The 22,399-nt window shown below is 61.4% G+C and carries 15 protein-coding genes and 2 tRNA genes; 8 read left to right on the plus strand and 9 right to left on the minus strand.

Going from position 1 to position 22,399, the window contains the following annotated elements:
* The first annotated feature begins 11 nt into the window (after window positions 1–11).
* Both U5O12_RS13870 and U5O12_RS13875 read left to right on the plus strand, forming a co-directional pair.
* Window positions 12–87: transfer RNA gene (locus U5O12_RS13870), tRNA-Lys, on the plus strand.
* Between the two features lie 18 nt (window positions 88–105).
* A tRNA-Lys gene (locus U5O12_RS13875) sits at window positions 106–181 on the plus strand.
* An 84-nt stretch (window positions 182–265) separates the two neighbouring features.
* Here the strand turns inward: U5O12_RS13875 and U5O12_RS13880 are convergent.
* From U5O12_RS13880 to dapC, 6 genes are all read right to left on the minus strand, one after another.
* Window positions 266–2,209 carry an ABC-F family ATP-binding cassette domain-containing protein gene (locus U5O12_RS13880; RefSeq protein WP_322579211.1) on the minus strand — a complete coding sequence of 648 codons (1,944 nt, stop codon included), beginning with the start codon at window positions 2,207–2,209 and terminating at the stop codon, window positions 266–268.
* Window positions 2,210–2,582: 373 nt separating this feature from the next.
* A complete protein-coding gene (prmB, locus tag U5O12_RS13885; RefSeq protein WP_322579212.1) occupies window positions 2,583–3,473 on the minus strand; it encodes a 50S ribosomal protein L3 N(5)-glutamine methyltransferase in 891 nt (296 codons plus the stop codon).
* Window positions 3,470–4,660, minus strand: a complete 1,191-nt coding sequence (dapE, locus tag U5O12_RS13890) for a succinyl-diaminopimelate desuccinylase (RefSeq protein ID WP_322579213.1) — start codon at window positions 4,658–4,660, stop codon at window positions 3,470–3,472. The genes prmB and dapE overlap by 4 nt, the downstream gene beginning before the upstream one ends.
* 85 nt (window positions 4,661–4,745) lie before the next feature.
* Entirely contained in the window at window positions 4,746–5,912 is a 1,167-nt protein-coding gene (locus U5O12_RS13895) for a PilT/PilU family type 4a pilus ATPase (RefSeq protein ID WP_322579214.1), read from the minus strand.
* A gap of 30 nt (window positions 5,913–5,942) precedes the next feature.
* Complete coding sequence (dapD, locus tag U5O12_RS13900) at window positions 5,943–6,767, minus strand: 2,3,4,5-tetrahydropyridine-2,6-dicarboxylate N-succinyltransferase (RefSeq protein WP_322579215.1); 825 nt, start codon at window positions 6,765–6,767, stop codon at window positions 5,943–5,945.
* A gap of 35 nt (window positions 6,768–6,802) precedes the next feature.
* The gene (gene dapC / locus U5O12_RS13905) at window positions 6,803–8,047 is read right to left on the minus strand and encodes a succinyldiaminopimelate transaminase (protein ID WP_322579216.1); all 1,245 of its coding nucleotides are present in this window, start codon (window positions 8,045–8,047) and stop codon (window positions 6,803–6,805) included.
* 218 nt (window positions 8,048–8,265) lie between these two features.
* Here dapC and smc point away from each other — a divergent pair, with 218 nt between their 5' ends.
* The 6 genes from smc (at window position 8,266) to U5O12_RS13935 (ending at window position 18,378) form a co-directional block, all read left to right on the plus strand.
* A complete protein-coding gene (gene smc, locus U5O12_RS13910; protein ID WP_322579217.1) occupies window positions 8,266–11,781 on the plus strand; it encodes a chromosome segregation protein SMC in 3,516 nt (1,171 codons plus the stop codon).
* Window positions 11,782–11,823: 42 nt separating this feature from the next.
* A complete protein-coding gene (locus U5O12_RS13915) occupies window positions 11,824–12,864 on the plus strand; it encodes a cell division protein ZipA C-terminal FtsZ-binding domain-containing protein (protein ID WP_322579218.1) in 1,041 nt (346 codons plus the stop codon).
* A gap of 15 nt (window positions 12,865–12,879) precedes the next feature.
* Window positions 12,880–14,982 (plus strand): NAD-dependent DNA ligase LigA, encoded by a 2,103-nt coding sequence (ligA, locus tag U5O12_RS13920; RefSeq protein WP_416221492.1) that lies wholly within the window; start codon window positions 12,880–12,882, stop codon window positions 14,980–14,982.
* A complete protein-coding gene (locus U5O12_RS13925) occupies window positions 14,979–16,031 on the plus strand; it encodes an amidohydrolase family protein (RefSeq protein ID WP_322579219.1) in 1,053 nt (350 codons plus the stop codon). The genes ligA and U5O12_RS13925 overlap by 4 nt, the downstream gene beginning before the upstream one ends.
* 31 nt (window positions 16,032–16,062) lie before the next feature.
* A complete protein-coding gene (gene def / locus U5O12_RS13930) occupies window positions 16,063–16,602 on the plus strand; it encodes a peptide deformylase (protein WP_322579220.1) in 540 nt (179 codons plus the stop codon).
* A 150-nt stretch (window positions 16,603–16,752) separates the two neighbouring features.
* Window positions 16,753–18,378: a diguanylate cyclase domain-containing protein gene (locus tag U5O12_RS13935; protein ID WP_322579221.1), complete on the plus strand. Its 1,626-nt coding sequence runs from the start codon at window positions 16,753–16,755 to the stop codon at window positions 18,376–18,378.
* Here the strand turns inward: U5O12_RS13935 and U5O12_RS13940 are convergent.
* From U5O12_RS13940 to U5O12_RS13950, 3 genes are read right to left on the minus strand one after another with little or no spacing between them, the layout of a single operon-like run.
* Window positions 18,368–20,965, minus strand: coding sequence for a [protein-PII] uridylyltransferase (locus tag U5O12_RS13940; RefSeq protein WP_322579222.1), 2,598 nt, complete (start codon window positions 20,963–20,965; stop codon window positions 18,368–18,370). The genes U5O12_RS13935 and U5O12_RS13940 overlap by 11 nt on opposite strands.
* Window positions 20,966–20,978: 13 nt before the next feature.
* A complete protein-coding gene (gene map, locus U5O12_RS13945; RefSeq protein WP_322579223.1) occupies window positions 20,979–21,788 on the minus strand; it encodes a type I methionyl aminopeptidase in 810 nt (269 codons plus the stop codon).
* 44 nt (window positions 21,789–21,832) lie between these two features.
* Window positions 21,833–22,381 carry a response regulator gene (locus U5O12_RS13950; protein ID WP_322579224.1) on the minus strand — a complete coding sequence of 183 codons (549 nt, stop codon included), beginning with the start codon at window positions 22,379–22,381 and terminating at the stop codon, window positions 21,833–21,835.
* Window positions 22,382–22,399 lie beyond the last annotated feature (18 nt).

A 22,399-nucleotide genomic window follows, 5' to 3' on the forward strand; every position in this document is an offset into this window, starting at 1 on the left:
AAGTTTTCGTGGGGACCATAGCTCAGTTGGTAGAGCAGCGGACTTTTAATCCGTTTGTCGTGGGTTCGACCCCCGCTGGTCCCACCAAGTTTTTTGACGGTTGAAGGGAATTTAGCTCAGCTGGTAGAGCAGCGGACTCTTAATCCGTAGGTCGAGAGTTCGAATCTCTCAGTTCCCACCACTTCATGTGGAATAGAAAAGCCCACTGTTGCAAAACAGTGGGCTTTTTCTTTGTTGGTGTGACGCAGAAAGGCCGCCGCCTTTCTCAGCCCTCTATCTGCGCGGTCAATTGCAGCCACTGTTCTTCCAGTGTCTGCAGTTCGCTGTTCACCGCCTTCAAGCGCTTGCCGGTTTCGGCAATCACGGACGGGTGTGGATTGGTAGAGAGTTTGCCCTCCAGCTCAGCACCTTCGGTATTGAGCGTCGCCATGCGCTCCTCCACTTGGGCCAGTTCTTTCTTCCATTTGCGCAGAGCTTCGGGCGTGGGGCCTGTTTTGACAGCCACCACAGGGGCTGCGACAACGGGCGTGGCTGCTGCGGACTTGGCTTCTTCCTTGGCCAGCTCACGCTGACGCTTGGCTTCGTCCAGCAGGTAGCGCTGGTAATCGTCCAGATCACCATCAAACGGCTCCACGCCACCGCGCGACACCATCCAGAACTCGTCGCACACGCTGCGCAGCAGCGCACGGTCGTGGCTGACCAGCATCACGGTCCCTTCGAATTCATTGAGCGCCATAGCCAATGCTTCGCGTGTCGCCAAGTCCAGGTGGTTGGTCGGCTCATCGAGCAACAAGAGGTTGGGGCGTTGCCACACAATCATGCACAGTACCAAACGGGCCTTTTCGCCCCCACTCATGCTGCCCACGGCCTGCTTGACCATGTCGCCGCTGAAGTTGAAGGTGCCCAGGAAGCTGCGCAGGTCTTGTTCGCGCGTCTGCTGGCCGGCAATCTTGCCAGCTGCGGTCATTTCTCGCACCAAGCGGATCATGTGTTCCAGCGGTGATTCGTCTGGTCGCAGCACGTCCAGCTCTTGCTGCGCAAAGTAGCCGATGTTCAGGCCCTTGCCTTCGGTGACTTCGCCGCCCAGCGGTGCCAGGTCGCGCGCCACGGTTTTGACCAGCGTTGATTTACCCTGGCCGTTGGCACCCAAAATGCCAATGCGCTGCCCGGCCAGCACCGATTTGCTGACGTTGTGCACGATGGTGGTGGGCGGCGTGCCTTTGGGGGCTTCTTCAGGCGGTGGGTAGCCAAAGCTCACGTCCTGCATGGACAGCATGGGGTTGGGTAGGTTGGCTGGCTCCTTGAATTCGAAGGTGAATTCGGCCTCGGCCATCAGCGGTGCAATCTTCTCCATGCGGTCCAGCGCCTTCACGCGGCTCTGGGCTTGCTTGGCCTTGCTGGCCTTGGCCTTGAAGCGGGCGATGAACTTCTGCAGGTGTGCGATCTTGTCCTGCTGCTTGGAAAAGGCGGTTTGTTGCAGCTCCATTTGCTCGGCGCGCATGTCTTCAAACTTGCTGTAGTTGCCGCCGTAGCGCACCAGCTTGCCCATGTCGATGTGCAATGTCACATTGGTCACCGCATCCAGAAATTCGCGATCGTGGCTGATCACAACCATGGTGCCTTCGTACTTCTTGAGCCATGCTTCTAGCCATACCAGCGCGTCCAAGTCCAAGTGGTTGGTAGGTTCGTCCAGTAGCAGCAGGTCGCTGGGGCACATCAACGCGCGCGCCAGTTGCAGGCGCATACGCCAGCCACCCGAGAAACTGTTCACGGGTTTGTCCAGCTCGGTGGTCTTGAAGCCCAGACCCAATATCAGGGCTTGCGCGCGCGCGGCGGCATCGTATTCGCCCGCATCCTGCAGGCCGGTGTAGGCATGGGCCATACGGTCATAGTCGTCGGTGGCCTCAGCAGCGGCCACTTCGGCACGTGCGGCACCCAGCTGGGTGTCGCCCTCGACCACGAAGTCGGTGGCACCCATCTCGGTTTCGGGCATGTCCTGGGCCACCTGGCCCATGCGCCACTGGGTGGGGATGTAGTACTCGCCAGCGTCTTCGTGCAGGTTGCCGTTGAGCAGGGCAAACAAGGAGGACTTGCCTGCGCCATTGCGGCCCACCAGACCGACTTTTTCGCCGGGGTTGAGGGTGACGGTGGCGCCCTCCAGCAGAACCTTGGCGCTGCGGCGCAAGGTGACGTTTTTCAAGGTAATCATATTCGGGACTCAGTTATCAATTCATTCAGGCTTTTCTTGCCTGGGGGTGACGAGGGCTGTTGGACGGGGTATCCGTTCTCCGGCACATCTCGCGGGCGAACATCTGAGGTTCGCCTTCGTTAGTTCGTTAAGGCCTCTGTTGACTGGCCCACTCTGTGGCAATGCGAACAGCGCCTGCGCCCGGACACCCTACCCACCATCCTCGGCAAAGGTGGCCTTTATCTGCGCCAGGATAAAAACACGTTCGTAGCAGCAGGGTAGGGGCGGGGAACGCAGTGAGGTAAAGGAGGAGGCCTTAGGCCGGGGGACACGAACGGAGTTCACCGCCCCTGGCCTGTTGCGAGCCCAGTACAAAGGCTGGGCAAGCAGAGGGCTAAAGCAACAAAGCCTCCTTGGACACCAACAACACTTGGTCTTCTCCGGCACTGGTCTCCAGCCACACCACTTCCAGATCGGGAAACGCGGCTTCAAAGAAAGACCGTTCATTGCCAATTTCCAGCACTAGCACCGCATCGGGCGCCATCACTGCAGGCGCCTGTTTCAGCAGGGTGCGGATGAAATCCATGCCATCGCCACTACCGCCGGATTGGTTGCCGTCCAGCGCGATAAAGGGTTCGGCCAAGTACTCGGCAGGCAACGTTGCCATGCTTTGCGCATTCACATACGGTGGGTTGCACAGAATCAGGTCGAACGGGCCGGGCAGGGCGGCCAAGCCGTCGGATTCGACGAGGTGCACGCGGTTCTGCATCTCATGCTTGTTCACATTGATGCGGGCCACAGCCAGCGCATCGGCCGAAATGTCGGCACCGGTGACTTCCACCTCAGGGTAGACCATGGCCGCCAAGATGCCCAGGCTGCCGTTGCCGGTGCACAGGTCCAGCACACGGCGCGTGCTTTCCTTCAGCCAGTAGTCGATGCCACCGTCCACCAGCAACTCGGCAATCAGCGAACGCGGCACGATGACGCGCTCGTCCACGTAAAACGGCACGCCTTGCAGCCAGGCCTCGTTGGTCAGGTAGGCCGCAGGTTTGCGCGTGCTGATGCGTGCTCCTAAAAGCGTAGCTGCTCGCGCATATTCCTCGGGGGCTACAGGTCGATTTGACTCTGAATTCTCTGCATCCAAGGGCGTATCCAGCGGCAGACCCAACGCATGCAGCACCAGCCAGGCGGCCTCGTCACGCGCATTGGTGGTGCCGTGGCCGAAGGACACCTGGGCGTCGCTGAGCTGCTGGGTGGCCTGGGCCACCAATTCCGACAAGGTCATGCCTGCGCCTGACGGTTCAGGTTGACCAGTACCTGGCGGTAGATGTTCTTCAGCGGCTCAATGTCGGCAATGGCCACGAACTCGTTGATCTTGTGGATGGTCGCGTTGGGCAGGCCCATTTCAATCACCTGGGGGCAGACCTGGGCGATAAAGCGCCCGTCACTGGTGCCGCCGGTGGTCGAGAGCTGGGTCTCAAGGCCGGTTTCGGAGCGGATGGCGTCGCGCACCGCATCCACCAGCGTGCCGGGCGTGGTCAGGAAGGGCAGGCCGCCCACGGTCCAGGCCAGGTCGTATTCCAGCTCGTGCTTTTCCAGCACGCTGGCCAGCCGCTTTTGCAGCGACTCGGGTGTGGACTCGGTGGAGAAGCGGAAGTTGAAGTCGATCACCACATGGCCCGGAATCACATTGCTCGCGCCCGTGCCGCCGTGCATGTTGCTGACCTGCCAGGTCGTAGGCGGGAAGAAGTCATTGCCGCGGTCCCACTCGATGCCCACCAGCTCGGCCAGCGCGGGCGCGACCAGGTGGATGGGGTTCTTGGCCAGGTGCGGGTAGGCAATGTGCCCTTGCACGCCCTTGACCGTGAGCTTGCCGCTCATGGTGCCGCGCCGGCCGTTCTTGATCATGTCGCCGGTGCGCTCCACCGAGGTGGGCTCGCCCACGATGCAAAAGTCCATCACCTCGCCACGCGCTTTCAACGTGTTGCAGACCACCACGGTACCGTCGTTGGCCGGGCCTTCCTCATCACTGGTCAGCAGCAGGGCGATGTTGAGTTGTGGATCGGGGTTGGCCGCCAAGAACTCCTCAATGGCCACCACAAACGCCGCTAGCGAAGTCTTCATGTCGCTGGCGCCGCGGGCAAACAGTTTTCCATCGCGGTAGGTTGGCACAAAGGGTGCGCTGTCCCACTGTGCCAAAGGGCCCGTGGGCACTACATCGGTGTGACCGGCAAAAACCAATGTCTTATTTGCTATTGATTTGGTAGCTGTTTGCGCAATATCTATAAGGCCCGCAGCCCTTTTTGCCCATAAATTAGTAACACGAAAATCGTCCGGGCCACTTTCTATGGTCTCGCAGACAAAGCCCAGAGGAGCCAAGCGCTTGGCAATCAAGGCTTGGCAACCGCCGTCGTTCGGCGTGACTGACGCCATGGAGAGCAGCTGCTCGGTGAGCTGCAACGTTGTGCTCATGGGGCCCCCACGCTGGCCACTACGTTGGCGGCGCAGCCCCCCCAGGGGTGGCGAGTTTGCTTGAAACGGTTCGGCGCTACGCTCATCAGTGCTTCACATCCAGAGTAATTTCGGTGAAGGAGGCTTCCTCCTCCTCTTCCGCCGCAGCCGCAGGTTTGGCGGCTTTGGTGAAATCGTTTTGCAGGCGCCACAACAGGTTGGTGGGCGAGTCGGAGTGGGCCAGGCCTTCCTTGCGGTCGACCGAGCCTTCCACAATCAGCCGTGCTATGTCTTGTTCAAAGGTTTGTGAACCTTCTGCCATGGACTTCTCCATGGCTTCTCGCACGCCCGAGAAGTCACCTTTTTCAATCAATTCGGCAATCAGCTTGGTGTTGAGCAACACCTCGGCCGCCGGCGTGCGCATGCCTGTCGTGGTGCGCAGCAAGCGTTGCGATACGACAGCACGCAAGGCCGCAGCCAGATCACCCAGCATGGTGGAGCGCACTTCGACGGGGTAGAAACTCAAAATCCGGTTAAGCGCCTGGTAGCTGTTGTTGGCGTGCATGGTGGCCAGGCACAGGTGGCCCGACTGCGCGTAGGCAATGGCCGCTGACATGGTTTCGCGGTCGCGAATTTCGCCAATCAGGATCACATCGGGCGCCTGGCGCAGCGCGTTTTTCAGCGCCACCTGCAGGTTCTGCGTGTCGGTGCCGATCTCGCGCTGATTGACAATGGACTTCTTGTTCTTGAACAGGAATTCCACGGGGTCCTCGATGGTCAGAATGTGGCCCGAGACATTTTCGTTGCGGTAGTCCATCATGGACGCCAGCGTGGTGCTCTTGCCCGCGCCAGTTGCGCCCACCATCAGCAGCAGGCCGCGCTTTTCCATGATCAAGTCACCCAAGATGGGGGGCAACTGCAGGTTCGCCAAACTGGGAATGTCTACCGCGATGAAACGGATCACTGCGGCGATGGAGCCGCGCTGGCGCATGGCACTGACGCGGAAACGGCCTACGCCGGCCATCGGGAAGCCCACATTCAGCTCACCTTCTGTTTCCAGCAGCGCTATTTGCTCGGGCGAGAGTACCTCGGCCAGCAGATTTTTGGGCGCATCCGATGGCAGGACCTGGCTGTTGATAGGGACGCACTGGCCATTGATTTTGATCAGCGCAGGGGCGTGCGCAGACAAATACACATCCGACGCTTTCTTGTCGCTCATCAGGCGAAGAATGCGTTCCATCGTTCCCGATGGTTGGGGCGTGGTGGTGGCCATGGCGTACCTTTCTTGGAACAGGTCTACGGTTTAGTCGCGCAGCAAGTCATTCAGGCTGGTGGTGGAGCGAGTCTTGGCATCCACCTTTTTGACGATGATGGCGGCATACATGCTGTATTTACCGTCGCCCTTGGGCAGGCTGCCGCTCACCACCACAGAACCTGCCGGGATGCGGCCGTAGCTCACGGTGTCGGTGGCGCGGTCATAGATCGGCGTGCTCTGGCCGATGTACACGCCCATGGAGATGACCGAGTTTTCTTCCACGATCACGCCTTCGACCACTTCGGAGCGCGCGCCCACAAAGCAGTTGTCTTCAATGATGGTGGGACCGGCTTGCATGGGTTCCAGCACGCCGCCAATGCCCACGCCGCCCGAAAGGTGCACGTGCTTGCCGATCTGCGCGCAGGAGCCCACGGTGGCCCAGGTGTCGACCATGGTGCCTTCGTCCACATAGGAGCCGATGTTGCAGTACGACGGCATCAGGATCACACCCTTGCCCTGGAAGCTGCCACGGCGTGCCACGGCCGGGGGCACCACGCGCACACCGGTGGCTTTGAGGGCTTCGGCGCTCATGCCTGCAAACTTGGTCGGTACCTTGTCGTAAAAGCCCAGGTCGCCGGACTGGATCACTTCGTTGTCCTTCAGGCGGAAGGAGAGCAGCACGGCCTTCTTGATCCACTGGTGCGTGGTCCACTGGCCCACAGCCTCACGGGTCGCTACGCGCAGGCGGCCGGCGTCGAGTTCGTTGAGCACATGCTCCACGGCATCGCGCACTTCAGCGGGGGCGGAGGCTACAGAGATGTTGGCGCGGTCTTCCCACGCGGCTTCGATAACGGTTTGCAGTTGTTGGCTCATAGGGCTCTTGAGAAGGGGAAAAGGGGTTGAAAGACTCAGGAAACTCGGGATTTCACAAACTGGACGATGCGCTCTGCGGCTTCCACGCACTCTGCAGCTTCGGCCACCAGCGCCATGCGGATGCGCTGCGCGCCAGGGTTGCTGCCATGGGCCTCGCGGGCCAAGTAGCTTCCGGGCAAGACCGTCACATTGTAAAGAGCGAGCAGGTCGCGCGCGAAATCGGTGTCGCTGCCCTCGACCTTGGCCCACAAATAAAAGCCCGCATCGGGCAAGGCCACGTCCATCACCTCGGCCAGCATGGGGGTGACCTGGGCAAACTTGTCGCGGTACTGCGCGCGGTTGTCCACCACGTGGGCCTCGTCGTCCCAGGCCGCGGCGCTTGCGGTTTGCACCACCATGCTCATGGCACTGCCATGGTAGGTGCGGTAGAGCAAAAACTGTTTGATGAGCTTGGCGTCCCCCGCGCAAAAGCCACTGCGCATGCCCGGCACATTGCTGCGCTTGGACAGGCTGGTGAAAGACACCAGGTTTTTGAAGTCGCTGCGACCCAGCTTGGCCGCCGCTTCCAGCCCGCCTAGCGGCGGCTCGTCACGGAAGTAGATTTCGCTGTAGCACTCGTCGGACGCGATCACAAAGCCGTACTGGTCGCTCAGCGCAAACAGCTTTTCCCATTCCGACAGTGGCATCACTGCGCCGGCCGGATTGCCGGGCGAGCACACATACAGCAGCTGGGTGCGCGCCCACACGTCGGCCGGCACACTGTCCCAGTCCTGCGCAAAATTGCGCGCCGGGTCCGAGGCCACAAAGTAAGGCTGGGCGCCGCAGAGCAGGGCCGCACCTTCGTAGATTTGGTAGAACGGATTCGGGCACACCACCAGCACGGGCCCGCGTGCTTCGGCGCGCTCAGCCGGACCGCTTTCGTCGGCCTTCTCGGGGTTCACCACGGTCTGGGCAAAGGCAAACAGGGCCTCGCGTGAGCCGTTGATGGGCAGCACCTGGGTGGCCGCATCTATCTGCAGCCCGTAGCGGCGCTCCAGCCAGCGGACCATCGCGTTGCGCAGCTTGGCGTCACCTGTGGTGGCCGGGTAGACCGACAGGCCGCCATCGCTACTACGAATAGCGTCGCAGTAGGCGTCTTTGATCAGGTCGGGCGTGGGGTGGCGGGGCTCGCCAATGCCTAAGCTGATGGGGCGGTAGGCGGAGTTGGGCGTGACGGTGGAGAACAGCTGGCGCAGGCGTTCGAAGGGGTAGGCCTGCAGGCGCGACAAATTCGGGTTCATGGGGCGGCATTATCCCCCGAGTCCCCGCTTGTTCCGGCCTCAGTACGTCCTGTCGGCCACTGGCGGGGATGGCCAGTGTTTTCATGCTGTAACGTTTGCGTGTGGGTACACGCAGTGCAGGGCGCCTGCTACACAGTATCATCGGAGCCTGTTTCGAAGCCACCTTGGGCTGACAATTTCTAATGAAATCAACTGCTTAGAGCAGATACCACCGATCCGTGCGCCTTAATTCCATCAAGTTATCCGGCTTCAAGTCCTTTGCAGAGCCCACCAACTTCCTGTTGCCTGGGCAACTGGTGGGGGTGGTTGGGCCCAATGGTTGCGGCAAATCCAACATCATGGATGCGGTGCGCTGGGTGCTGGGCGAGAGCAAGGCGTCGGAATTGCGTGGCGAGTCCATGCAGGACGTGATTTTTAACGGCACCACCACCCGCAAGCCCGCCAGCCGCGCCAGCGTGGAGCTGGTGTTTGACAACGCCGACCACCGCGCCGGCGGCCAGTGGGGCCAGTTTGGCGAGATTGCCGTCAAACGCGTGCTGACGCGCGACGGCACCAGCAGCTACTTCATCAACAACCAGCCCGTGCGCCGCCGCGACGTGCAGGACGTGTTCCTGGGCACCGGCCTGGGTCCACGCGCCTACGCCATCATTGGCCAGGGCACGATTAGCCGCATCATCGAGTCCAAGCCCGAAGAGCTGCGCCTGTTCCTGGAAGAAGCCGCCGGTGTGTCCAAGTACAAGGAACGCCGCCGCGAGACCGAAAACCGGCTGTCGGACACGCGCGAAAACCTGACCCGCGTGGACGACATCCTGCGCGAACTCAACGCCAACCTCGAAAAGCTCGAAAAGCAGGCTGAGGTGGCTGCCAAGTACAACGCGCTCCAGTCCGAAGTCACGCTCAAACAGCACCAGCAGTGGTTTTTGAAGCGCGCCGAAGCCCTGGCCGACCAGGCCAAGGTCCAGTCGGAAGGACTGGCAGCGGTCAACGCGCTCGAATCCCGCATGGCCGATCTGCGCCACATCGAAGCCGATCTGGAAACCGTGCGCCAAGCCCACTACGCGGCGGGCGACCAGGTGAACCAGGCCCAGGGCTTGTTGTACGAAGCCAGCACCGATGTGGGCCGTCTGGAAGCCGAAATCCGCTTTGTGGTCGAAGGCCGCCAGCGTGTGGAGCAGCGCCTGGTGACGCTGAAAGACCAGATTGCGGAATGGGCCGTGCGTCGCGACGACGCGCAGGCCGAGATGGAACGATTGGCCGAACTGGCCGCCTTGGGCGAAGAGCAAACCGAATTGTTGGCTGCTCAGGTTGAAGAGCAGGCGATGCAGCTGCCCGACATGGAGGAGGCTGTGGCCAAGGCCCAAAGCCAGGCCAACGACCAGCGCGGTAGCGTGATGCAGGTGCAGCAGCAGATCCAGGTGCTTGCGGCCGAGCAGCGCAATATTGAAGAGCAAAGTCGCCAGCTCAGCACGCGCCGTGACCGCCTGATGGCCGACCGCAACGCGCTGTCCGCCCCGGACGAGGCACGCTTGGTGAACCTGCAGGAGCAATTGGAAGCTGCACAAGAGGCCAACCAAATTGCCGATGCCCGCTTGCAGGACCTGCAGGAATCGGTACCACAGCTGGACGAGGCCCGCCGCACACAGCAGCAGGCTGTGAACGATGAATCAGCCAGGCAGGCCGATTTCTCTGCCCGACTGGAAGCTCTGAAAGCATTGCAGGAAAAGGTCAAGACTGACGGGAAGCTGCAGCCGTGGCTGGCTAAACACGGCCTGGGTCATTTGCAGGGGCTGTGGACCCGCATCCACATCGAACAAGGCTGGGAAAATGCGCTCGAAGGCGCGCTGCGCGAACGCTTGGGTGCGCTGGAAGTGTCGCGACTGGAAATGCTGCGTGCGTTTGCGGTGGATGCTCCGCCAGCCAAGCTGGCGTTCTACACCCCACCTTTGGCTTCTGCGCCCGAGCGCGCCAGTGCCTTGCCCCGCCTGTCCGACCTGCTGCGCGTGAACGAAGCGGGTCAAAAAGCGGTGCTGACCGACTGGTTGCAAGGCTGCTTTACGGCCAGCAGCTTTGAAGACGCACTGGCCCAGCGCGACAAGCTGCAGGCTGGCGAGAGCATTTATGTGAAGTCGGGCCATGTCGTCACGGCGCACAGTGTGAGTTTTTATGCACAGGACAGCGAACAGGCGGGGCTGTTGGCCCGTGCTCAGGAAATCGAAAATCTCGAAAAACAACTGCGTGCGCAACAGCTGATTGCTGACGAGTCCCGCGTGGCCCTGAGCCGCGCCGAGAGCGCCTATGCCGAGAGCGCGCAGCGTCTGGTTGGAGTGCGCCGCGAGGCTGCAGAAACCCAAAGCCGGGCCCACGAGCTGCAGGTGGAGACCCTGCGCCTGACCCAAATTCTGGAGCAAACCCGGGCCCGCAGCGCGCAGATCGAAGCCGATATGGCCGAAGTGGAAGCCCAGCTGGACGACCTGCAGGAGCGCCGTGTGGAAGCGGAAGGCCGCTTCGAATCGCTGGACATGCAGCTGGCTGATAGCCAGGAGCGCCATGCCCAACTCGAAGAACGCGTGATCGAGGGCCAGCGCAAGCTGGCCCAGTGCCGTGACCAGCAGCGCAGCCTGGAGCGCCAGGCCCAAGAGGCGGTGTTTGCCCAGCGCAGCTTGCAAGCCCGCAACGCAGAACTCTCGCGTGCCATTGAAACCGCAGCGCAACAAACACAAAACATCCTCTCTGAGGAGCAGCGTGCGCAAGAAGAAATGGCACGACTGACCGATGCGGCCGCGCAAGCCGGTCTTCAGAATGCACTAGCCCTGAAGTTTGAACGCGAGCAGGCACTGGGCGCCAAGCGCAGCGAGTACGACGACCTGACCGCCAAGCTGCGTGCCAGTGATGAACGTCGCATGCAGCTGGAGCGGGAATTGGAGCCGCTGCGCCAGCGCATCACTGAATTCCAGCTCAAGGAGCAGGCTGCGCGCCTGGGCTTTGAGCAATATGAAACCCAGCTGGCCGATGCCCAGGCTGATCTGGAAGCCATCGAGCAAAGCATCAAAGACGGCAATGTGCGCCTGTTTGGTATGCAAGGGGACATTGACCGCCTGCACCGCGAGATTGCCGCCCTGGGAGCCGTCAACTTGGCCGCCTTGGATGAGCTCGCTGCGGCGCGCGAGCGAAAGCAGTTCCTGGACATGCAGAACGTAGACCTGACCCAGGCCATGAATACGCTGGAAGACGCGATCCGCAAGATCGACGTGGAAACGCGCGAGCTGCTGTCTGGCACCTTCGATCAGGTGAATATGCACTTTGGTCGCATGTTCCCAGAGCTGTTTGGAGGCGGAAACGCGCGCTTGGTCATCACCGGTGATGAAATTCTGGATTCGGGTGTGCAGGTCATTGCCCAGCCACCCGGCAAAAAGAACCAGACCATCCACCTGCTGTCGGGCGGCGAAAAAGCACTGACCGCGATTGCCCTGGTGTTTGCTATCTTCCAGCTGAACCCTGCACCGTTCTGTTTGTTGGACGAGGTGGATGCGCCGCTGGACGATGCCAACACTGAACGTTATGCCAAACTGGTTTCCAGCATGAGCAAAGGCACGCAGTTCCTGTTCATTAGCCACAACAAGATTGCCATGGAAATGGCCCAACAACTGATTGGTGTGACTATGCAGGAGCAGGGCGTTTCCCGTATCGTGGCCGTGGACATGGAGTCCGCCGTCTCCCTGGCTGAACTGGCCTGACCTGCGGAGAGCATCTCCCGCAAACCCCACACAATTGGAACGATGAGCAACTTACAACTCGGACTGGCCATCGCAGGCGGCATCGTGCTCGCCGGCGTGGTGGCCCACAGTGCCTGGACCTCACGGCGCAATGCTCCGCGCCAGGCGCAACCGGAGCCAACGCAAGATACGCCCAGCCCGGCGGATCAAGAGCCCACCTTGTCCGACAGCGGACTCGACACGCCTGCCTTCTCACTGCCTCAGCTCCCTCGTCGGCCGGTGATGGACTCTCTTATCGACGTGATTGCCACCGTGGCGCTGGACCCCAGCGTGCCTGCGGTGTCAGGTGAAGCGGCATTGGCGGCCTTGCCCAGCACGCGTCGTGCAGGCACCAAGCCTTTCTCCGTTGAAGGCTACAACCTGCACACCTTGGTGTGGGAAGCTCCCATGCCTGGTCAGCGTTATGGAGGCTTCCAGGCCGGTGTGCAATTGGCCAACCGCTCTGGCGCGCTCAATGAGATCGAGTACTCCGAATTCGTAGTCAAGACCCAGGCCTTTGCCGACGCCATCAACGCCACGCCCGATTTTCCCGAGATGTTGGACGAAGTGGCCCGCGCCCGTGAGCTGGACCAATTTGCCAGTGCGCACGATGCGCAGCTGGGCTTCACCATCCGCGCGCGCAATGCGTCGTGGAGCCCGGGCTACATCCACCAAAACGCCGCGCGCCTGGGCTTTGTGCCTGGTGTGATTCCAGGGCGCATGGTGCTGCCCGCGTCGCAAGAAGGCTTGCCACCGATGCTGGTGCTGGGCTTTGACTCGCAGGCCGCGCTGGCTGACGACCCTGCCCAATCGGCCATCCGCGACATCAGCCTGCATCTGGATGTGGCGCAGGTGGACCGGGCTGAACATGCGTTTGAGCGCATGCGTGAGTCCGCCGCAGCGCTGGCGCAGGCCATGGAAGGCGTGGTCACTGACGACAACGGCCAGCCGCTGGCAGCGCAGACCATGGACGTGATCGGTACCGAGTTGCAAACCCTCTACGACACGCTGGAGCAGCGTGACTTGGCCGCCGGTTCGCCGCTGGCACGCCGCCTCTTCAGCTAAAACGCCCCGCATCCCATGGCTACGCTGGACTTGTTTTCTTCTGAGTCGGCTATGCCGGCCCCTCCATCAGACCACGACCGCCTGCTGGCGCTGCGCGCCCAGCTGCACCACCACGCGCACCAGTACTATGTGCTGGACGAGCCGCAAATTCCCGATGCGGAGTACGACCGCCTGTTCCGCGAGTTGCAGGCGCTGGAGGCGGCGCACCCCGAATGGCTGACACCCGATTCGCCCACCCAGCGTGTGGGCGGCAAGCCGTTGGATGCGTTTGCCACCGTGCGCCATGTGGTGCCCATGCTCAGCATCCGCACAGAGACGGATACCGAGTCCACCGGCGCTGAAGCCTTTGACGCCCGCGTGCGCAAGGAGCTGGAGTTGACGGACGCCGATGCGCCCGTGGATTACGTGACCGAACTCAAGTTCGACGGCCTGGCGATGAGCCTGCGCTACGAGCAGGGCGTGCTGGTGCAAGCGGCAACACGCGGGGATGGCGAATACGGAGAAGACGTGACGCAGAACATCCGCACGATTGGCCAGATTCCCCTCAGGCTCCAAGGCGATGGCGTGCCCCCTGTGCTGGAAGTGCGCGGCGAGGTCTATATTCGGCGCGACGACTTCGAGGCCATGAACGAGAAGCAGCGCGATAAGGGTGAAAAGACCTTTGTGAACCCGCGCAACGCGGCGGCCGGTGCTGTGCGCCAGCTGGACCCCGGCATCGCGGCGCAGCGCCCGCTGAGCTTCTTTGCCTACGGCCTGGGCGAGGTGACGCCAGCGGAGCAGGGTGGTCCGGCGTTCTCTACCCATTACGCCATGCTGCAAACCCTCAAAACATGGGGTTTTCCGGTCGCAGCCCAGGTGGATACTGCGCAAGGTGCTCCTGAATTGGTAGCGTATCACCAGCGCATCGGTGCCGCGCGCGACCAGTTGCCGTACGACATTGACGGGGTGGTCTACAAGGTCAACAGCCTGGCACTGCAGCGCCAGCTGGGTTTTGTGACGCGCGAGCCCCGCTGGGCCGTGGCGCACAAGTATCCGGCGCAGGAGCAGATCACCACGGTGTTGGGCATCGACGTGCAGGTGGGCCGCACTGGCAAGCTGACGCCGGTGGCGCGTCTGGAGCCGGTGTTTGTGGGCGGCACCACGGTCAGCAATGCGACGCTGCATAACCTGTTTGAGCTGCGGCGCAAGAAGGCGCGTGTGGGCGACCGTGTGATCGTGCGCCGCGCGGGTGATGTGATTCCCGAAGTCGTGGGGGTGGTGGCTACCGTGCGGCCTGCGTATGTGCCCAACTTCCGCATGCCACGCACCTGTCCCATCTGCGGCAGCCAAGTGGTGCGCGAAAAGACCGAGATGAACCACCGCTGCAGCGGCGGCCTGTTCTGCCCGGCCCAGCGCAAGCAGGCCATCCTGCACTATGCCCAGCGCCGCGCGGTGGAGGTGGAAGGCTTGGGTGAAAAACTGGTGGACCAGCTGGTGGAGAGCAACACCATCCGCACGCTGCCCGACCTCTACAAACTGGGCCTGAGCACCTTGGCCGCGCTGGAGCGCATGGCTGAGAAGTCAGCCCAGAATATTGTCGACGCGCTGGAAAAGTCCAAACAGACCACGCTGCCGCGTTTCCTGTTCGGCCTGGGCATCCGCCACATCGGAGAGGCGACGGCGAAGGACCTCGCGCGCCACTTCGGCACACTCGACGCCATCATGGACGCGAGCGAAGAACAACTGCTGGCGGTGAACGACGTTGGCCCCATCGTCGCGAAAAGCCTGCATACCTTCTTTGCCCAACCGCACAACCGCGAGGTGGTGGAACAGTTGCGCGCATGCGGCGTGACGTGGGAGGAGGGCGAAGCCGCGGCCCAAGCGCCCAAGCCGCTGGCCGGCAAGACCTTTGTGCTGACCGGCACCTTCCCCACGCTGAGCCGCGACCAGGCCAAAGACCTGCTGGAAGCCGCTGGCGCCAAGGTGGCCGGGTCAGTCAGCAAGAAAACCAGCTATGTGGTGGCTGGCGCAGAGGCCGGCAGCAAGCTGGATAAGGCGCAGGAACTGGGTGTGCCGGTGCTGGATGAGCTGGCCATGTTGGCGTTGGTCTCCTGCGATGGGGATGCACCCAAGCCATGAACCGCCGTCGCTACTTGCTGGCGGCAGCGGGCGTCGCGCTCGCAAATGTGACGTTGGCTTGGCCTGGCGTGTCGCTGGCACAAGGTGCAGGGCGTGAGGCATCCATCCTCGGCTGGCGTGGGCGTATCCAGCGCATATTGGACCGGCAACGCCTGCCCCTGATCGATATCGAAGCTACCTATGTCGCCGGTCGTACCAATATTGCTTACCTGATCGAGCGCATGGACGCACTGGACGTGGCGCAGATTGCGTTTGCACCGGCCAACGCGGCCAACAGCCAATCCGCGCTGGACCTGCACCGGGACTATCCCGAGTACTTCATCCCCACCAGCAACAGCGGAGAATTTCCAAGGTGGTGGAATGATCCCCAGGCATTTTTGTCCGGGGTCCGCAAGGAATTGCAAAGTGGCCGGTATTTCTTGATGGGTGAGCACGAGTTTCGCCATTACCCCTCGCCCGAACAGGTTGCAGCTGGCCAGACATTTCGCGATATCACCATTGCGCTGGATGGACCTGCGGGCCATTCCCTGTTCCAGCTCAGCGAAGACACCGGCGTGGCATTTCAGCTTCACTATGAAATCGAGGACCGCCTCCTGCCGGTGCTCGAATCCATGCTCGCCCGCTATCCCAAGGCCCGCCTTATCTGGTGCCACGCGGGCATGGTGCGCTACGGTCAGCGTGCAACGGGCTATTCCCCCGACTATGTGCGTGCCCTGATCGAACGCTACCCGGGCCTGCATTGGGATCTTGCCGTACCAGCGCCAGAGCATATCTACCAGCCGTCGGGAGAGCGGGATTCGACCTTGTTTCGCGAGGGCCGACTCGACCCGCGTTGGCAGGCATTGCTGGAGCAACATGCCGACCGGTTTCTGGCCGCTAGTGACTACCGTCCGCCTGTAGAGCAGGAATACACCCGCAACATCCAGCGCCTGCGGAGCCTGATTCTGGATGCGCTGAGTGAGCGCAGCCGCCACCAAATTGCCTATGGCAATGCTTGGCGCTTGGTGACGGGTGAGCCTTGGCGTGCCGTTCCGGCTATCCAGTCCTGATGACTCTCACAGCCAGACCGAGGAAACAACCGTGACCGTACGTGAAATCTTGAGAATGGGTGATCCGCGCTTGCTGCGCACCGCGCAGCCGGTGACAGACTTTGACAGCGATGCGCTGCACCTGCTGATCACTGACTTGCTGGACACCATGCGGGCGGCCAACGGTGCCGGGCTTGCGGCGCCGCAGATCGGTGTGGACCTGCAAGTCGTGATCTTTGGCTCCAACGAGCGCAACCCACGCTACCCGGATCGCCCCATCGTGCCGCCCACGGTGTTGTGCAACCCCATCATCACACCGCTGGGTGAAGCTGAAGCGAGTGATTGGGAAGGCTGTTTGTCGGTGCCGGGTTTAAGGGGCCTGGTGCCGCGCTGGTTGCAGATTCGTTACACCGGATTTGACCAATACGGCGACCCCATTGACCGTACGGTAGAGGGCTTCCATGCCCGCGTGGTGCAGCACGAGTGTGACCACCTCTGGGGCAAGCTCTATCCCATGCGCATGCGCGACTTCAGCCAGTTTGGGTACACCGAGGTGCTGTTTCCCGGAATAGCGGCTGCAGAAGACGATTGATCCGCTTGTTTGCTATTGAATGTATAGCTGATTGCGCATATTCCATGGGCTCTAGAGCGTTAAAAAACTCTAATTCTTGGGCTGTTGGGTGGCGCGTTAAGGCATTCAGCGGTAAGCTGGCCGCACCATGACAGACGTTTGGTTCCCCCAATGAGCGAGCCTGATCGCACCCGGTTGGCTGGCTTGGGCATTGGTCCTCGGATCGTGATCGTTTTCGCCCTCGTGTTTGGTTCCATGGGCAGCCTGGGTCTGCTGTTGATGCGCAGCAGTTTGTTGCCTACTTTTGACCGCATGGAGCGCGACTTCGCCCAAGACAGTGCCAAGCGTGTGGTCAGGGTGTTTGATCAGCAAATGGCGGGCGTCAGCAGTTTGAACCGCGACTGGGCTTTTTGGGATGAGCTGTACCACCACATGCAGCGCCCAGATCCGGTGTTCGAGCGCAGCAATATCGGACCTGAGGCCATGCAAAGCTCCAATCTGCATGCCATTTTGCTGATGGATAGACAACATCGCGTGGCAGGTTTTGGTGCCCGGCCCTTCAGTGGTGGCGCGCAGCCGCGGGCCGAAGACCTTGCTGAACCCTTGCGTCAGCGGTGGGCCAATTCCCCCACGGAACTTGGCCGAACCGAATGTGGGCTGGAGCGCGTGGCCTACACACTGAGTGCGGTCTGCTGGACCAACATCGTGCAAAGCAATGGCAAGGGCCCCTCGATGGGGGCCGTGGTGATGGCCCGTGAACTGGATGCCCGCACACTTGAAACAATGGCGCAATACGCAGGAGCCACTTTCACCCTGGAGCAACTGGGCGCCAATCTTGCGCCCGTTCCCCCTGGGATGACCTGGCAGTTGCCGGCCTTCCAGTATTTGCCCGATAACGCATTGCAGGTGCAGTTCGCTGCCGATGCCATCGCCATGCAGTACCTGTTGCAAGACCTGAACGGAAAACCACTCTCCTGGGTGCGTATTCAGATGGATCGCAAATTGATGGCACAAGGCCAGCGCGTTATCCAAGATGTTTTGGTGCAACTGGCAGTCGTTGCGCTGGCCACGGGACTGGTGCTGCTGCTCACCGTGCATTGGTGGCTGGTGCGCCCGATTGCACGCCTGCGGGCGGACCTGGCCCAGATTAGCGCCACCCGCCATTGGGGCCAGACGCTGGTCTATGACCGCCCGGATGAAATCGGCGCTTTAACCCACGGCATCAATGGATTGTTGGCGGTTCTGCGACAGCAAGTGGAGGTCCTGGAGACGTTATCCAGCACCGACGCCTTGACTGGGATTGCGAACCGCCGGCAGTTTGACGAACGCTTGGACCATGAGTTGGTGAGGTTGGGGCGTCGCGCCGAACCATTTTCCTTGCTGTTGGTGGATGTTGACCACTTCAAACTTTACAACGACCGCTACGGGCACCCGGAGGGGGATTCGGTGCTGCGCCAGCTGGGTGCGTTGCTGCGCGCCTCTTGCCGAAAGCAGGATTTGCCTGCGCGGGTAGGAGGCGAGGAGTTTGCATTGCTGCTGCCCGACACCGATGTGGCTGGTGCGCGCGCCATGGCCGACAAATTGATGAGAGCCTTGGCCGCCTTGGCGCTGGTGCATGAAAGCTCGCCCACAGCGCCGGTAGTAACCGTCAGCATTGGTATTGCCAGCTGGTCTGAGTTGCATGCAGAGGGCGTAGCCGCACTGTTTGCCCAAGCGGACAAGGCGCTGTACGCTGCAAAAAACAATGGTCGGATGCGCGCCTGCGTATACGGCACGCCCGAAGTACCTAGGCTTTGAGAACGTCCAGCAACTCGGTTTCGATATCGATCTGGGCGCGGTTGTGCTGAAGCTGCGAGCCGTGGATCAGGAAGGTATCTTCCACCCGCTCACCCAGCGTCGCCACCTTGGCGAGCTGCACCACAATGTTGTGACGAGCGAGCACGCGGGCTACGCTGTAGAGCAGGCCCAGGCGGTCGCTGGCAGAGATATTCAGCAGCCAACGCTGGGCTTTTTCATCAGGTTTGAGCGACACGCGAGGCGCAATCGGAAAGCTTTTAACGCGACGGGACACCCTGCCGCGGCTGGGTGCGGGGAGGGGGCCGGCTTCGGCAATGGCCTGGGCCAGGCCGGTTTCGAGCAGGCTGGTGGTTTCCCGGTAGTGCTCGTCCATGTCCGCTGAGGTGACGATCTGAAATGTGTCCAGCGCGTAGCCTTGTTGGGTGGTGTGGATGCGCGCATCCAGAATACTGAAGCCGCCTTGGTCAAAGTAGCCGCAGATGCGGGCGAACAAGTCGGGTTGGTCTTGCGTGTACACCAGCACCTGCAGGCCTTCACCCACGGGGGAGCGACGGGCTCGGACGACGGGCTGATCGGTGCCGACGTGGCGGGACAATTGCTTGGTGTGCCAGGCGATGTCTGCTGCGTCATGGCGCATGAAGTAGCTCACGTCCAGTGTGTCCCACAGTGGCTTGTGTGCCTCAAACGGCATGGCGTACAGGGCCACCATCACCAGCGCTTCGCGCTTGCGCAGCTCCACTTCGGCGTCGGCATCCGGGGCGCGCCCACCCAGCGCCCGCGCGGTGTATTTGTAGAGGTCTTCCAGCAGCTTGCCCTTCCAAGCGTTCCACACTTTGGGGCTGGTGCCGCGGATATCGGCCACCGTCAGCAGGTAGAGAGCCGTCAGGTAACGCTCGTTGCCCACGCGCTTGGCGAAGCCTGAAATGACCTCCGGGTCGGACAAATCAGACTTCTGCGCGATCCGGCTCATGGTCAGATGTTCGCCCACCAAAAACTCGATGAGTTGGGCATCCTCAGCGGCGATACCGTGCTGCTTGCAGAAGCGCCGGGCTTCCAAAATGCCCAGCTCCGAATGGTCGCCCCCGCGGCCTTTGGCAATGTCGTGGAAGAGCGCGGCCACGTACAAAATCCAGGGCTTGTCCCAGCCCGAAGCCAGCTGCGAGCAGAACGGGTATTCGTGCGCATGCTCCACCATGAAAAAGCGCCGCGCGTTGCGCAGCACCATCAGGATGTGCTGGTCCACGGTATAGACGTGAAACAGGTCATGCTGCATCTGGCCCACGATCTTGCGGAACACCCAGAGGTAGCGCCCCAGCACCGAGGTCTGGTTCATCAGCCGCATGGCATGGGTAATGCCCTCCGGGGATTGCAGGATCTGCAAGAAGGTGGCGCGGTTCACAGGGTCGCTGCGGAACTTGGCGTCCATCAGGTCACGTGCGTTGTAGAGTGCGCGCAAGGTGCGGGCCGACAAGCCTTTGACCCCGACCGTGGTCTGGTAGATGAGGAAGGTTTCCAGAATGGCGTGTGGATGGCGGCGGTACAAGTCGTCACTGGCCACCTCGATCATGCCAGCCTTGTCGTTGAAATGGTCATTGATGCGGCGTGGCGCGTGGGTGGAGGGGTTGAGCCGCTCCTCAATGTTCATCAACAAGATCTGGTTGAGTTGGGTCACCGCCTTGGCAGCCCAGTAGTAACGCTTCATCAGCGCTTCACTGGCACGCACCATATTGCGTTTGCCGACCTCGGGCGCCAAGGTGACATAACCAAACGACTCTGCCACCGCGGTTTGCATGTCAAAAATCAGACGGTCTTCACGGCGGTTGGCGATCAGGTGCAGGCGTGCGCGGATCAGTAGCAGCAGGGTCTCATTGCGCTGAATTTGTTTGATTTCGAAATCGGTAGCCAAGCCACTGGCAGCCAATGCCGCCCAGTCATTGCCATACCCCGCTGCTTTGGCGACCCACAAAATCACTTGCAGGTCGCGCAGGCCGCCGGGCGACTCCTTGCAGTTGGGCTCCAGGGAGTAGGGCGTATCTTCAAACTTGGTGTGGCGTTGGCGCAGCTCCAAGGTTTTGGCCACATAAAAGGCCTTGGGATCCATGGCGGCAAAAAAAGCTTGCTGAAACTGGGCCACCAGAGCTTCGTTGCCAGCAATCAAACGGCATTCCAGAAGTGCAGTTTGCACTGTCACGTCTTTGTTGGCCTCTGCCAGACAGTCAGACAGGGTGCGCACGCTGGAGCCAATTTCCAGCCCAACGTCCCAACAACTGCCAATGAAGGCTTCGATCTTCTTCTGCAGCGCAGGGTCGAACTCAGGCGACTGGCCATCGGGAAGCAACACCAGCACATCCACATCGGAATGCGGGAACAACTCACCGCGGCCAAAACCGCCCACGGCCAGCAGGGCAAAGGGATTGTCAAGCCCCGCGTGCTGCCACAGGCGCTCCAGCACGCGGTCGGTGAGCTGGGACATGCTTTGCAGCACCTTGCGCACCGCGCGGCCAGTCGATTGGGGGGCTGCAATGGTCTGCAGCAACTGCGCTTTGTGCGCGCGGTACTCGGCGCGCAAGGCCTGCAGCTCGGTCATGGATGTTGGAAACTCAGGCAGTCACAAAAGCCGGAGTGGCCGGGCTGCCACTGGAGAGCGTCAGCACCTCGTAGCCAGTGGGCGTCACCAGCACGGTGTGCTCCCACTGGGCGGAGAGCGAACGGTCCTTGGTGACGATGCTCCACCCGTCTTTCTCGGGGCCATCCTTGATGTCCTTGCCACCAGCATTGATCATGGGCTCGATGGTGAAGGTCATGCCTTCCACCAGTTTTTCCAGCGTGCCGGGGCGGCCGTAGTGCAGCACCTGCGGCTCTTCGTGGAAGATGCGGCCAATGCCATGGCCGCAGAACTCGCGCACCACGCTGAAACCTTGGCCCTCGGCAAATTTCTGGATCGCGTGGCCAATGTCACCCAGGTGGATGCCGGGTTTGACCATTTTGATGCCGTGCCACATGGCGTCGTAAGTGATGGCGCACAGGCGCTTGGCCGCAATGGAGACTTCGCCCACCATGAACATGCGGCTGGTGTCACCGTGCCAGCCATCCTTGATGACGGTCACGTCGATGTTGACGATGTCGCCCTTTTTGAGCTGCTTGTCGTTGGGGATGCCGTGGCAGACCTGGTGGTTGACCGAGGTGCAGATGGACTTGGGGTAGGGCACATTGCCGCCGCCGGTGTAATTGAGCGGGGCGGGAATGGCGCCTTGCACCTGGGTGATGAAGTCGTGGGCCAGTTTGTCCAGCTCATTGGTGGTGATGCCGGGTTTGACAAATGGCGTCAGGTAATCGAGCACTTCGGAGGCCAGCTTGCCCGCCACGCGCATGCCGGCAATGCCGTCGGCGTCTTTGTAGGTGATAGTCATGGGGACAGATTATCCCAGACCGCCCGCCTGTGTCCGGCTGCGGCCTACGTCGCCAGCGGCGCAGGCATGGTCATGGGGGTTTTTCGCCGTGGCACATGCTGTTCGTCCAGCAGGCGTTCGATGCGCTCAAACACTTCCAGCCGCGAGAACGGCTTCTTCATGAAGTCGTCTGCGCCAATGGCGCTGCCAAAAAACTGCTCCGTGGCCTGCTCATTGCCACTGATCATGATGACCGGGATGGCGCGTGTCAGCGCGTTGCGGCGCAGCACCCGCAGGGCAGAAAAGCCATTCATCTGCGGCAGCACGATGTCCAGAAAAATCAGGTCTGGCGGATCGGACATCACCATGGCCAGGCCGTTTTCAGCATCCCCGGCAATACGCACGTTCAGCCCGATGCTTTGGAGAATCTTGCGCAAGGCCGCGCAGACGGTGGCAGAGTCGTCAATCACCACAATGCGCAGGTCGGGCCGGGCGTTAAGCCGCGGGCGCACGCGCCGCTCTGGCAGCTGACCGGTGGGGTCGACGATGGGCAGAGGTGCGGCGGGAGCCGTAGGTGCCTGAAAAAGACTGCGAAATTTGTTTAGAAGCGCCACTGACTTTTCTCCGGTTGG

The organism is Rhodoferax sp. (assembly GCF_034519335.1).
Taxonomy (GTDB): domain Bacteria; phylum Pseudomonadota; class Gammaproteobacteria; order Burkholderiales; family Burkholderiaceae_C; genus Allorhodoferax.